The sequence below is a fragment of the Streptomyces sp. NPDC000229 genome, from assembly GCF_040300825.1.
Taxonomy (GTDB): Bacteria; Actinomycetota; Actinomycetes; order Streptomycetales; family Streptomycetaceae; genus Streptomyces.
The window spans coordinates 37,082-50,325 of sequence record NZ_JBEPEL010000014.1 but is presented as its reverse complement, the minus strand read 5'-3'; the positions used below and the strand labels follow the sequence as shown (position 1 = coordinate 50,325).

9 protein-coding genes are annotated in these 13,244 nt (G+C 72.0%); 4 read left to right on the top strand and 5 right to left on the bottom strand.

The annotated features are described in order from the left end of the window. Positions 1-66: 66 nt before the first annotated feature. From ABT360_RS10625 to ABT360_RS10610, 4 genes are all read left to right on the top strand, one after another. Entirely contained in the window at positions 67-1,395 is a 1,329-nt protein-coding gene (locus ABT360_RS10625; protein WP_351813575.1) for an ABC transporter substrate-binding protein, read from the top strand. Between the two features lie 4 nt (positions 1,396-1,399). After that, positions 1,400-2,746, top strand: coding sequence for a carbohydrate ABC transporter permease (locus ABT360_RS10620; RefSeq protein WP_351813573.1), 1,347 nt, complete (start codon positions 1,400-1,402; stop codon positions 2,744-2,746). Further along, a complete protein-coding gene (locus tag ABT360_RS10615; RefSeq protein WP_351813571.1) occupies positions 2,743-3,621 on the top strand; it encodes a carbohydrate ABC transporter permease in 879 nt (292 codons plus the stop codon). Before ABT360_RS10620 ends, ABT360_RS10615 begins: the two co-directional genes overlap by 4 nt. Before the next feature lie 65 nt (positions 3,622-3,686). Then, the gene (locus ABT360_RS10610) at positions 3,687-5,918 is read left to right on the top strand and encodes a bifunctional glycosyltransferase/CDP-glycerol:glycerophosphate glycerophosphotransferase (protein WP_351813569.1); all 2,232 of its coding nucleotides are present in this window, start codon (positions 3,687-3,689) and stop codon (positions 5,916-5,918) included. A gap of 35 nt (positions 5,919-5,953) precedes the next feature. Here the strand turns inward: ABT360_RS10610 and ABT360_RS10605 are convergent, their stop codons facing one another. Genes ABT360_RS10605 through ABT360_RS10585 form a run of 5 tightly spaced genes read right to left on the bottom strand, consistent with a single transcriptional unit; the run spans position 5,954 to position 13,163 of the window. After that, on the bottom strand, positions 5,954-7,597 hold the full coding sequence (locus ABT360_RS10605; RefSeq protein WP_351813568.1) for a glycosyltransferase family 2 protein: 1,644 nt from the start codon (positions 7,595-7,597) through the stop codon (positions 5,954-5,956). Beyond that, positions 7,594-9,822: a CDP-glycerol glycerophosphotransferase family protein gene (locus ABT360_RS10600; protein ID WP_351813566.1), complete on the bottom strand. Its 2,229-nt coding sequence runs from the start codon at positions 9,820-9,822 to the stop codon at positions 7,594-7,596. The genes ABT360_RS10605 and ABT360_RS10600 overlap by 4 nt, the downstream gene beginning before the upstream one ends. 34 nt (positions 9,823-9,856) lie before the next feature. Continuing rightward, positions 9,857-10,231, bottom strand: a complete 375-nt coding sequence (locus ABT360_RS10595; RefSeq protein WP_351813564.1) for a hypothetical protein — start codon at positions 10,229-10,231, stop codon at positions 9,857-9,859. Positions 10,232-10,241: 10 nt separating this feature from the next. Next, positions 10,242-11,789 carry a bifunctional glycosyltransferase/class I SAM-dependent methyltransferase gene (locus ABT360_RS10590; RefSeq protein ID WP_351813563.1) on the bottom strand — a complete coding sequence of 516 codons (1,548 nt, stop codon included), beginning with the start codon at positions 11,787-11,789 and terminating at the stop codon, positions 10,242-10,244. A gap of 33 nt (positions 11,790-11,822) precedes the next feature. Beyond that, entirely contained in the window at positions 11,823-13,163 is a 1,341-nt protein-coding gene (locus ABT360_RS10585) for a hypothetical protein (RefSeq protein WP_351813561.1), read from the bottom strand. Positions 13,164-13,244 lie beyond the last annotated feature (81 nt).

Below are 13,244 nucleotides of genomic sequence, written 5' to 3'. Positions count from 1 at the left end.
CCAGGGGCATCAGCGACGCCGGCGACGCCAGCGACACGCCGCATACGCCGGACGCGCGGGGCCGCCATGGCGCTGGCGGCCGTCTGCGCCCTCGCCCTCGCCGGCTGTGGCGACGGCGACGGCGGCAAGGGCGGCTCCGAGCCGAGCGAGGACACCGGCGCGGCGACCGTTCGGCTGCCCAAGCTGGACGGCCAGAAGGTCCAGGTCGTGGCGGTGTGGACGGGCCCGGAACAGCAGGCGTTCACCAAGGTCCTCGACGAGTTCGAGAAGCGCACCGGGGCGGAGGTCGCCTACGTACCGACGCAGGACGCGATGCTGAACTACATCGGTACGAAGATCGCGGGCGGCGCCCCGCCGGACGTCGCCATGCTCCAGCAGGTCGGCGCGCTCCAGCAGGCCGTGGAGCGCAAGTGGGCCAAGCCGGCCGGTGCCGAGGCCAAGGCCCAGCTCGCCAAGAACTACTCCAAGGGCTGGCAGGACCTCGGGGCGGTGAACGGCACCCAGTACGGCGTGTACTTCAAGGCCGCCAACAAGTCGCTGATCTGGTACAACACCGCGGCCTTCGAGAACGCCGGGGTGTCCGAGCCGAAGACGTGGAAGGAACTGCTCACCACCGCCGAGACGATCTCCGCCTCCGGTGTGACGCCCTTCTCGGTCGGCGGCGCGGACGGCTGGACCCTGACGGACTGGTTCGAGAACATCTACCTCTCCCAGGCCGGGCCGGAGAAGTACGACCAGCTGGCCAAGCACGAGATCCCGTGGACCGACCCGTCGGTGAAGCAGGCCCTCACCACCCTCGGTGAACTGTTCGGCAAACCGAACCTGATCGCGGGCGGCGCGGCGGGGGCACTCCAGACGGAGTTCCCCGCCTCCGTGACGCAGACGTTCACCGGCGGTGACGCGCCCAAGGCCGCGATGGTCTTCGAGGGCGACTTCGTCTCCATCAACATCGCCCAGACGGAGGCGAAGATCGGTACGGACGCGAAGGCGTTCCCGTTCCCGGCAGTGGGAGCCGAGCCGCCCGTGGTGACCGGCGGCGACGTGGCGGTCGCGCTGACCGACAAGCCCGCCACCCAGGCGCTGCTGACGTTCCTGGCGTCCCCGGACGCCGCGAGCATCTGGGCGGCCGAGGGCGGGTTCATCTCCCCCAACAAGTCGATGGACCCGGCGGTGTACCCGAACGACGTCCAGCGCGACATCGGCAAGGCGCTCATCGCGGCGGAGGACGACTTCCGCTTCGACATGTCGGACCAGATGCCGCAGTCGTTCGGCGGGACGCCCGGCAAGGGCGAGTGGAAGGCGCTCCAGGACTTCCTGAAGAACCCGAAGGACGTCGCGGGTACGCAGGCGAGGCTGGAGGCCGACGCGGCCAAGGCGTACAAGGGCAAGAGCTGACGCCATGACGGCGCCGACAGCGGGGGGCGCGGCGGCCACGTCGCCGCCCCCGGGTTCACGCAAGAGCGTCACCGGCACCCGCAAACTCGTCGCGGCCGGCTTCCTGCTGCCCGCGCTGGTGCTGCTGGGCGCGCTCGTGGTCTACCCGATCGGGTACTCGGTCTACCGGTCCTTCTTCGACCAGGCGGGCAGCGGCTTCGCCGGCCTGGACAACTACGTCGAGATCTTCACCGACGACACGATCCTCACCGCCGTCAAGAACAACGCCGTCTGGGTCGTGGTCGCGCCGACCGTCGCCACCGCCCTCGGCCTGATCTTCGCGGTCCTGACGGAGCGTGTGCGGTGGGGTACGGCGTTCAAGCTGATCGTCTTCATGCCGATGGCGATCTCGATGCTGGCCGCCGGGATCATCTTCCGGCTGGTGTACGAGCAGGACCCGGACCGTGGTGTGGCCAACGCCGTCTGGGTGGGCGTGCACGACACGTTCGCCGAGTCGGCGACCTACCCCAAGGCGCGGCCGCTGCCGGTGCACCCGCTTCGGGCGGCGGGCGGCGGGGCGTTCCTCACCAAGGAGCCGGTGCGGGCGGGCACGCCCGCCAAGCTGCCCCTGATCGGTGTCGCGGCGCCGGACATGCCCCAGGACGCGAAGCCCGCGAAGGCCCCGGAGCCGGCGGGGGATCAGGTCACGGGGACCGCCTGGCTGGACTTCACCCGGGGCGGCGGTGGCACGTCCAACACCATCGACGCCAAGGAGCTGGGCCTGAAGGGCCTGAAGGTGGAGGCGGTCAAGGACGGCCGGGTCGTCGCCACGGCCACGGCGGCCGCCGACGGCACCTTCGCCCTCCCCCAGGAGGCGGACGGAGCCCTCCTGCGGCTGCCGGAGAGCAACTTCCGGGAGCAGTACAACGGTGTGGACTGGCTCGGCCCGTCCCTGGTCACCCCGGCCATCATCGGCAGTTACGTCTGGATGTGGGCGGGCTTCGCGATGGTGCTGATCGCCGCAGGCCTGGCGGCCCTGCCGCGCGAGCTGCTGGAGGCCGCCCGGGTGGACGGCGCGAGCGAGTGGCAGGTCTTCCGCCGGGTGACGGTCCCGCTGCTGGCGCCGGTCCTCGCGGTCGTCCTGGTCACCCTGATGATCAACGTCCTGAAGATCTTCGACCTGGTGTACATCATCGCGCCGGGCTCGGTGCAGGACGACGCGAACGTACTCGCGCTCCAGCTCTACCGCTCCTCCTTCGGCACGGACGCGCACCTCGGCGTGGGCAGCGCCATCTCCGTACTCCTCCTCCTGCTGGTGATCCCGGTGATGTTCTTCAACATCCGCCGCATACGGAAGGAGGCCCGGCGATGAGCGGGACGGTCAGTGCCAAGGCCAAGCCGTCGTTCGCCTCGCGCGTCGCCGCCCGGACGGGCGGCGGGGTCATGCGGGTCTTCCTCGTCCTCGTCGCGCTGTTCTGGCTGATGCCCACGGTGGGGCTGCTGCTGTCCTCGCTGCGCGATCCCGCGGACATCAACGCGAGCGGCTGGTGGACGGTGTTCACGGCGCCCGCCCAGGTCACCACCGCCAACTACGCGACCATCCTCGACAACGAGACCATCACCGGCTCGCTGCTGTCCACGGTTCTGATCACCGTGCCCGCGACCGTGCTCGTGGTGGTGATCGGATCGCTCGCCGGATACGCCTTCGCGTGGATGGAGTTCCCCGGCCGGGACTGGTGGTTCCTGGTCGTGGTCGGACTGCTGGTGGTGCCCGTGCAGGTGGCCCTCGTCCCCGTCTCGAAGCTGTTCGGGGCGGTCGGGATCTTCGAGACGACGCTCGGTGTCGTGCTGTTCCACGTCGCGTTCGGCCTGCCGTTCGCGATCTTCCTGCTGCGCAACTTCTTCGCGGAGATCCCGCGCGAACTGCTGGAGGCCGCCCGGCTCGACGGGGCGGGCGAGATCCGGCTGTTCACGCGGGTGGTCATGCCGCTCGGCGGCCCGGCCATCGCCTCGCTCGGCATCTTCCAGTTCCTGTGGGTGTGGAACGACATGCTGATCGCGCTGATCTTCGCCGACTCCGAGTCGCCGCCGATCACGGTCGCGCTCCAGCAACAGGTGCGGCAGTTCGGCAACAACATCGACATCCTGGCGCCCGGCGCGTTCGTCTCGATGGTGATTCCACTCGTCGTCTTCTTCGCCTTCCAGCGGCAGTTCGTCTCCGGCGTGATGGCGGGTGCGGTCAAGTGACCTAGCGGGTCCCCCGTATGCCACGGCGGGCGTAACCCGGTCGGTTCATCCGACGTTCCCGGGCCATGCCCCGGTTCAGCGTCATCGTCCCCGCGTACAAGGTCCAGGCCTATCTGCACGAGTGCCTGGAGTCGGTGCTCTCCCAGTCCTTCGAGGATCTGGAACTGATCGCCGTGGACGACTGCTCGCCCGACGGTTGCGGGGCGGTGATCGACGAGTTCGCCGCCCTCGACCGCCGGGTCGTCGCCGTCCACCTGCCCGAGAACACCGGGCTGGGCCCCGCCCGCAACGCGGGGCTCGCCCGCGCGAGGGGCGACTACGTCCTCTTCCTTGACGGTGACGACACCTTCGTACCGGGCGCCCTCCAGGCCATCGCCGACCGCCTCAAGGAGACCGGTTCGCCCGAGCTCCTGGTGTACGACTACGCCCGCGTCTACTGGTCGGGGGAGGCGGTGCGCCACGAGTTCCGCAGCCACCTCACCGAGGCCGGCCCGGCGCCGTTCCCGCTGACCGAGCGGCCGGGGCTGCTGAAGGTCCTGATGGTGGTGTGGAACAAGGCGTACAAGCGGGAGTTCCTGGAGCGCGAGGGGTTCACCTTCCCGCCCGGCTTCTACGAGGACACCCCGTGGACATACCCGGCGCTGATGGCCGCCGGGTCGATCGCCACCCTCGACCGGGTCTGCGTCCACTACCGCCAGCGCCGTACCGGCTCCATCCTGCGCACCACCAGCCCCCGGCACTTCGACCTGTTCGAGCAGTACGAGCGGGTCTTCGCGTTCATCGACGCGCGCCCCGAGCTGGCGCGCTGGCGGCCCGTGCTGTTCCGGCGCATGGCCGACCACTTCACGTCCGTGTTCTCCGCCCCCGGCCGCCTCCCGCGCGGCACCCGCGCCGCCTTCTTCCGCCGCGCCCGCCGCCACTACCGCCGCTTCCGCACCCGGGGCGCCACGCCCAAGTTCACCACCCGGCTGCGGCACGCCCTGGTCCGGCTGGGCAGCCACCGCACCTACCGGGCGATCATGACCGCCCGGGGGCTCAACAAGCGGGCCGGACGGTACGCGTCGACGGCCGCGCGAGCCGTGCGCGGCGCCCTGCTCCAGCTCCACTACCGCGTCCAGCTGTGCCTGCCGGTGCGTGAGGACCGCGCCGTGTTCGCCGCCTACTGGAACCGGGGCTACGCGTGCAGCCCGGCCGCCATCGAGGAACGGGTGCGTGAACTGGCCCCGCACGTGCGCACCGCCTGGATCTGTACGCCCGAGCACTTCCACACCGTGCCGACCGGGACACGCAGGCTGCGCCCGGGGTCGGCCGCGTACTGGACCGCGCTGGCCCGCTCCAAGTACCTGGTCAACAACGTCAACTTCGACCGGCGGCTGGTCAAGCGGCGCGGCCAGCTGCTGATCCAGACCCAGCACGGCACGCCGCTCAAGCACATGGGCCTGGACCTCCAGTACCGGCCGGCGGCCGCCCAGGGCACGGACTTCGCGCAGCTCCTGCGCAGCATCGACAAGTGGGACGCCCTGGTGTCCGCCAACCGTCACTCCAGCCTGGTGTGGGAGCGGGTCTACCCGGCCGCCTACCGCCTGCTGGAGTTCGGCTCGCCGCGCAATGACGTCTTCCAGCGGGCCACCGCCTCCGACGTCGCGCTGCTGCGCGAGTCGCTGCGCGTCCCCGAGGGGCACACGGCGATCCTGTACGCCCCCACGCACCGTGACTACGTCCGCCCGCAGCCGCCCCTGCTCGACCTGGAGCGGCTGCTGCTGGCGCTCGGCCCCCGGTACGTGATCCTCGCCCGCCCCCACCCCACGCACGGCTCGCCCTTCGCCACGGCGGACAACCCCCGGATCATCGACGTGTCCGGGCACGCTTCCGTCGAGGAGCTGTGCCTGGCCTCGGACGCGCTGCTGACGGACTACTCCTCGCTGATGTTCGACTACGCGGGCCTCGACCGGCCGATCGTGGTGCACACCGAGGACTGGGTGGCGTACGACGCGGCCCGCGGCACCTACTTCGACCTGCGGGACTTCCCGCCGGGCGCGGTCGCCCGCACCGAGGACGAGCTGATCGACATCTTCGCCTCCGGCCACTGGCGTGGTTCGCGCTCCGCCCAGCTGCGGGCCGCGTTCCGGGCGCGCTTCTGCCCGTACGACGACGGGTACGCGGCCGAGCGGGTGGTGCGGCACCTGTTCCTGGGCGAGGACCCGGCGGCCCTGCCGCCGGTGATCCCGCTGGAGGACCGCCGCCCGGCCCCGTCGATGGGCGGGGCGGGGGCGATGCTGTTCCCGGCGCCGCGCTAGCGGGTGCGGGCGCGGTACGGTCTTCCCGCGCCGCGCTAGCGGGTGCCGATCAACGCCTTGGCGGCCCGCCGCACCGGCCCCTTCTGCACCACGGGACCGAGCAGTCGGCCCACCACTCCGCCCGGCCGCCAGCGCAACTGCAGCCGCCCCGCGTCCCGCCCCTCCGGCTCGACCGTGACGCGGTGCCGGCCCGCGCCGGCCACCTCGAACGGCGCGAAGTCCAGGGGTGCGAGCAGGATCCCGGTGTTGCCCGTGCGCCCGTCGGTGACCTCCAGCACGGGGTGCCGCACGCCCCGGAAGCCGTGCACGGGCAGCGACGCGGCGGCCACGTCGAGCCGTACGGCGCCCTCGAAGACGCCCCGCCCCGCCGGGTCCATCCGCAGCGGCACGGTCAGCCGCCGCCCGGCGGGCGAGACGTGCAGGCGAGCCGGGAACGGGGCGAGCGGAAGGCGCCGCCCCGGGTCGTAGGTGCGCAGGCGCAGCTCCACGGCGCCGTCCTCGCCGCGCCCCACCCGGGTGATCTCGTGCCGGAACCGGGCGGAGCGGAACGGGCATCCGGCCAGGTCCAGTTCCGTCAGGTCGAGGTCGGCCCGCCCCGCCTCCGTCCGGGGCGGCGCGCTCCCCCAGTACGTACGCCCCCGCCCGTCGCCCGCCGTCTCGCGCGGCCCCACACCGTGGGCCATGCCCCGCGCGGCCAGGGCGGCCTCCTCGTACCGCCCCTCGCGCAGCAGCCCCACGACGACCCGCTCGTCCCGCCGCATCCGCCGGAACGCGGCCGCGGACAGCCCGTCCAGGTACGGCAGGACCTCCGCCGCGAACTCCTCCACCCACGCCGGCTCCCGGTGGGGCAGGTCACCGGCGTACAGCCGCAGGTCGTGGGAGAGGAACTTGTGGTCCTTCTCCTCCCGTACCGCCTCCGACACCCCCTGCTCGGCCAGGAAGTCGTCGATGAGGCGCGCGACGGCGACCCGGTCGCGGACGTTGGAGATCAGGTGCCGCCGGTTGGAGATGGTCGCGGTGTCCGCGGCCGCATAGGGCGCGATGTACCAGCGGTAGACGGGTTCGGTGATGACGGTGAAGGCGCGGGCGAGGGTGTAGGCCTGTGCGGAGAACAGCTGGTCCTCGTAGTGGAGGCCCTCGGGGAAGCGCAGGGCGTGGCGGTCCAGGAACTCCCTGCGGTACATCTTGTTGGTCGACAGCGGCTCGAACAGCAGCCGTGGCTCGTCCTCGATGCCCCGGACGGTGCGCCGCCGGGAGAACAGGTGCGCCATCCAGGGCGAGACGTCCCCCGTGTCGGCGCGCACCCGCTCGACCGCCCCCATCGTGAAGTCGACGTCCGCTTCCGCGTGGGCGGCGAGCAGCAGTTCGCAGGAGCGCGGCGGGAGTTCGTCGTCGCTGTCGAGGAACATGAGGAACGGGGCGCGGGCGGTTTCCAGGGCCCGGTTCCGGGGCGCGCCGCAGCCGCCGCTGTTGCGCTCCAGTCGGAGCACCCGGATGCGGTCGTCCTGGTCGGCCAGTTGGGCCGCGACCTGCGGGGTGGCGTCGGTGGAGTGGTCGTCGCTGATGACGATCTCGATGTCGCGGTGGGTCTGGGCGCGTACGGAGGCGACGGCGCGCGGCAGCCGTTCGGCGTCGTTGTGGACGATGACGGTGACGGTCACGTCGGGGAGAGCGGTCATCGGCGGGTGGCCTCCTCGGGTGTGGGGGCGGGGGTGCGCCGCTCCAGGGGCAGGATCGGCGGCAGGCTCTCCTCGCCCTCGCCGAGGAAGACCCGGCGTACGACCCGCTCGGCGGCGCGCCCGTCGTCGTACTCGCAGAACCGCAGCCGGAAGTCGTGGCGCTGTTTCGCCGCCGCCTCGTCGCACCACGTGCCGTCGCGGAGGATCTCGGTGAGTTCGTCCTGGCTGCGCGTGACGTGGCCGGGGGGTTCGGCGGTGATGTCGAAGTAGACGCCGCGGGTGGCGGTGTAGGTCTCCCAGTCGTCGGTGTGCAGGACGATGGGGCGGTCGAGGTTGGCGTAGTCGAACATGATCGACGAGTAGTCGGTGATGAGCGCGTCGGCGGCCAGGGCGAGTTCCTCGACGGGGTCGTAGCCGGTGACGTCGAGGACGCGGTCGTGGCGCGGTCCGGGCAGCCGGTCGTGGAAGTAGTGGCCGCGTACGAGCAGGACGGTGTCGTCGCCGAGGTCGTCGGCGAGCCGGGGCAGGTCGAGGCGGGGCGTCCAGCGGGTGCGGGCCTGGTAGTCGCGGTGCGTGGGGGCGTACAGCAGGGCGCGGCGGCCGGGTTCGATGCCGAGCTTGGCGCGGGCGGTGCGGACGTCGGCGGCGGTGGCGCGGTAGTGGATGTCGTTGCGGGGATAGCCGTAGTCGAGGGACCGGTAGCCGGCCGGATAGGCGCGCTGCCAGGTCTCGGTGGAGTGGCTGTTGGCGGACAGGCTGAAGTCCCAGCGGTCGACGCGTTCCAGCAGGGCTTCGAGGTTGAGGCCCTGGGCGGCGGCCGGGTGGTCGCGCTGGTCGACGCCCATGCGCTTGAGGGGGGTGCCGTGGTGGGTCTGGAGGTGAACGGCGCCGGGGCGTTTGACGATCCCGTTGGGGAAGTTGACGTTGTTGACGAGGTACTTGGCGCGGGCGAGGACGTCCCAGTAGCGGGGCGTGCCGGGGACGACGTGGTCGGTGCCGGCCGGCAGCAGCGGGACACGGTCGGGGTCGACGATCCACACCTGGTGGATGTCGGGGGCCAGTTCGGCGAGCTCGGCGGCGATGGCGGCCGGGTTGCAGTGGACGCCGCGCCCCCAGTACGCGGAGAAGACGGCGAGGTCCTGGTCGAGGCTCCGGCGCAGCCGGCGGCGGTAGCGGTGGCGGGTGCGGGCGGCCGTGACCCGCTCGGCGCGGGTGGCGGCGACGGCCTGGGCGGCGCGCCGCTTGTCGTTGGCGATGCGCAGCAGCCGGTAGGCGAGGTGGGCGCCGTGGCCGAGGAGGGCGTGGCGTACGCCGTCGAGGCCGCCGGGCCGGTGGTGGCCCTCGGGGCGGAAGCGGGCGGTGTGGCGGGCGGCGCAGCGGAAGTACTCGGTGAGCAGGGCGGGCGGCAGTTCGTCGCGCCGGGCGAGGGTGGTCAGGTAGTCGCCGACCATCCGGTCGTAGAGCCGGATGCGCAGGGCGGTGGGCGCGGCGGCGGCGTGGGCGAGCTGGTGGAGGCGTTCGTACTGGCCGAAGGCGGCGAAGTGCGGCTCGGGGCCGGCGGCCCGCCGCTGGGTGGGCCGGTCCTTGTGGCGGACGAGGCCGACGGCGGTGCAGGTGGTGATCCGCCGGGCGAGGAGGAGGACGGCGTACGAGAGGTAGAGCTCGTCGTGTCCTTCGGTGCCGATCAGCTCGGGGTGTTCGGCCAGGAGCCGGGCGTTGATGAGGCGGGTGCCGAGGAGGGGCGCGATGTCGAGGAGGGCGGGGTGGTCGGCGAGGGTGGTGTGCCCCTGAGTGCCGGTCTCCATGAGGAGGTCGGTGGTGCCGCTGGGTACGGCGTCGTCCCACCAGGGGGCGTGGTGGTGGTCGAGGAGCAGGACGTCCGGTGCTTCGCGCAGCGCGTCGAGGCGGGCGGTGAGGGCGGCGGCCGCGCCGTCGGGCAGCCGGTCGGCGGCGGGGTGCAGGAACTGCAGGTACGTCCCGGTCGCGGCGCGGGCGGCGGCGGCCCGGGCGGTGGCGGCCGGGGCGCCGGGGGCGACGGGCACGACGGTGACGCGCGGGTCGCGCAGCTCGTGGAGCGCGGTGAGCGCCCGTGCGGGGCCGTCGGTGTCGGAGACGGTGACGACGATGTCGAGGTCGGGCGGGGTCTGGGCGGTGACGCTGTCGAGGCAGGTGCGGAGCCGGCCGTGGGGCGCGTGGCCGGACACGATGACGCTGAGTGCGGGCATGGGCGTTCGGTCCTTCTGAAGCTTCCGAGGTGGATCAGTTCCGTTGGCCGAGGAAGACCGTCACCAGTCCGATCACCACCAGCAGCGAGCCGGCCCAGGTCCACACCGAGGTCCGCTCGTGCAGCAGCGTGGAGCCGGCCAGCACGATCAGCAGATAGCCGAGGGCGTTGAAGGGGTACGCGATGGACAGCGGAACCCTGGCGAGGGTGGACATCCAGGCGACGGCGGAGATCGCGAAGACGGTGAGGCCCAGCACCACCCAGGGGGTGGTCGCGGCGCGTACGGCCAGGGAGCCGCCGGCCTTCTCGGCGGCGCCGGCGGCGGCCTTCATGCCGTGCTTGAGCATGATCTGGCCGGCCGCCGAGGAGAACACCGCGAACAGCAGCAGCATCAGGCTGGGCAGGGTCAACGTCCGCCTCTCACACGCCGACGCGGTGGGTGGAGGAGTCCACCGGGACGAACTGACGGTTGAGGATGTCCTGGACATCGATGTGCTCCCCAGCGATGATCGTCCGCGCCGCATGCGGGGTGAGCAGTGCGACGTACTGGTAGCCGAAGAGGGTGGGCCGGACGCGGGTCAGCAGTTTCGACACCCCGCCGAGCGCCCTGGACACCGGTCCGCCGCCGAGCACGGACCAGAAGGGCGCGCCGGTGGCGGTGATGGACAGCACGTCGTACCCGGCGGCGCGCACGGTGCGGCGGAGGCTGGCGCGGCTGAAGAACCGCAGGTGCGTCTCGTCGAGGATGCCGCGCCGGTCGTAGTCGAAGATGCCGAGCGCGACACGCAGCCGTGAGTACCAGTGGCCGAAGTTCGGTACGGACAGCCACACGTGCCCGTCGGGGCGCAGCACCCCGCGCAGCTCGGCGAGGAGGCGTTCGGGGCGGGAGAGGTGCTCGATGACGTCGCCGGCGACGACGTAGTCGTACCCGTCGCCGATGCCCTCGGGCAGCCCCTCCTCCAGGTCGGCGAGGAAGAACCCTCCCGAGCACTTCTCCTGCACGCCCTCGACTTCGACGCAGTCGATACCGGTGACCGTGTGGCCGAGGGCCTCCAGGCGTTCGGAGAACGCTCCGCCGGAGCAGCCGACGTCGAGGACGCGGCCGGGCGCAAGGCCGCGCATCCGGTCGAGGATGACGGCGTGGGAGGAACCGTCGCCCTCCTTGAAGGCGTACTCGACGGGCTTGGGGATCCAGCCGCACGTACCGAACCCCTTCTTGGCCAGCCGGTACTCGAGGACGTCCTTGACGACGTCCTTGGCGTACCGCATGCCGTTGACGTAGCAGATCTCGTCGCCGTAGTAGGTGGGGATGGGGATCTCGCGGATGCGCATCCCGGCGTCGGCCATCTGCACGATGATCTGGGTGTCGAAGTCGAAGGCGTCGGTGTTGCGCTCGATGGGCAGGCGGCGCAGGGCGTCGACCTTGTAGGCCCGGTAGCCGGAGTGGAACTCGGTCAGCTCCGATCCGAGCAGCGCGTTCTCCAGCCGGGTCAGGACGCGGTTGCCGAGCCACTTGTAGAGCGGCATGCCGCCGCGGAGGGCGTCCCGGGGCCGCATCATCCGCGACCCGAACACGGCTTCGCACTCGCCGCGTTCCAGGGGCTCCACCATCTGCGGCAGCAGCTCGGGCGCATACTGCCCGTCGCCGTGGAGCAGGACGACGATGTCCAGTCCCCGCTCGGCGGCGAGCGCGTACCCGGCCTTCTGGTTGCCGCCGTAACCGAGGTTCTTGGTGTGCCGCATGACGACGGTCGGCGGCATCCCGTCGAGCTGGGACCAGCGGCAGCCGGCGGTGAACGTCGCGTCATGGCTGGCGTCGTCGAGGATCAGGATCTCGGCGATCCTCGGCCGGAAGTCGGCGGGGATCCGGTCGAGGGTCTTCTCCAGCGTCGCTTCCGCGTTGTACGCCACCACCAGGATCCCGATCCTGGGGCTGCTGCTTCGGCTGCTGCTCTGGCCTTCCGTCACGGGCTTCTCCACTCTCGCGGGTGTTCGGGCGGGTCAGTCGGCGGGGGAAGCGGGAACGGCGGCGTCACCGGGCGCCGCCCCCGCGGTGCCCCTCCCGCCCGGTGCGGTGGCCCCGGGGACGGCGTCCTCGGCCGGGGCGGCGGGGGCGGTGCCGGCCGGTGCGGGCGCGGCGGAGGCCGGGGCTCGCCGTGCCGGGGGGAGCGGCGGCGCCGGGTCGGGGCGGCGGCGCGTGGCCAGGGCCCCGTGGAGGGCGGAGGCGACGCACAGGGCGAGTACCGCCCAGCCCAGGGCGCCGAAGGCCATCTCCGTGTCCGTCCAGTGGACCGGACGCTGTCCGGAGTAGACCGAGGCGGCTACGGCGCCGACGACGATCCCGTACGCCACGCCCTGCCACAGGCCCACGACGAACAGCCCGGCCGCCGGCCACGCCAGGTACTGCACGCCCGACGCCGTGCTCAGCAACAGCAGCAGCCCGAGGGTGGTGGCGACGGCGAGCGGCGCGTCGGCCGGGCGCCGCCACGCCAGTCCCACTCCCACCGCCATGATCGCGGCGACGATCAGGAAGTGGCCGTCACCGCGCAGCAGCTGGACGTACGGTTCCGGCACGTCCGCCCAGCGGGCGAAGCGGACGATGCCCCAGAAGCTGAAGTTGCCGCCCGCGTACTCCAGGACGTTCGCCTTCAGCCCGCCCGGCACGGTCGCGACCACGGGCCCCCACACGGTGAGGAACAGCGCCACGAACCCGGCCGTGAACCGCAGCAGGAGGGGGCGGCCCCCGCTGCGCCAGGCGGCGGCGAAGAGCAGCGGTACGGCGACGACCGGGATGAGCTTGACGCTGACGCACAGCACCGCCGCGAGCCCGGCCGCCACCGGCCTGCCCCGGTCGACGAGCAGGTACGCGGCGGCGAAGGCGAACATCACCGCGACCGAATCGGTGTTGCCGTGGTAGCCGGAGGTGGCGACGAGCACCGGGCACAGCGCCGCGCCCACGGCGCAGAACACCGCCGTACGCAGCCGGGCCGCCCGCCGCCGCACGATCGCGAAGACCAGCAGCACGGTGATGAAGTCGGCGAGACACGCCGGGAAGCGGATCAGGGGCCGCCACGGCACCCCCTGCTGCGCGAGCCACTCCAGCCCCAGCAGCATCCAGCTCGCCAGCGGCGGATGGTTGTAGACCGGCAACCACGGCATCTGCTCGGCGTAGATGCGTACCGGGTCCGTCCGGGCGATGGCCCGTGCGAAACCCCAGAAGAACCGCACATCGGCAGGCCCGCGCGTGTTCGCCGCGAGCGCCATTTTCGATACGAACGCGACCGCCGCGACGGCGATGACGACGATCCGGGCTTTCCGTACGTCCCAGGACAGAGACGACATTCGGACGTTCATGGTTGTGGAACGTAGCAATACCGACCACACCTAGTGAAGCACCGATTAACACACTTAAGCCACAACGAA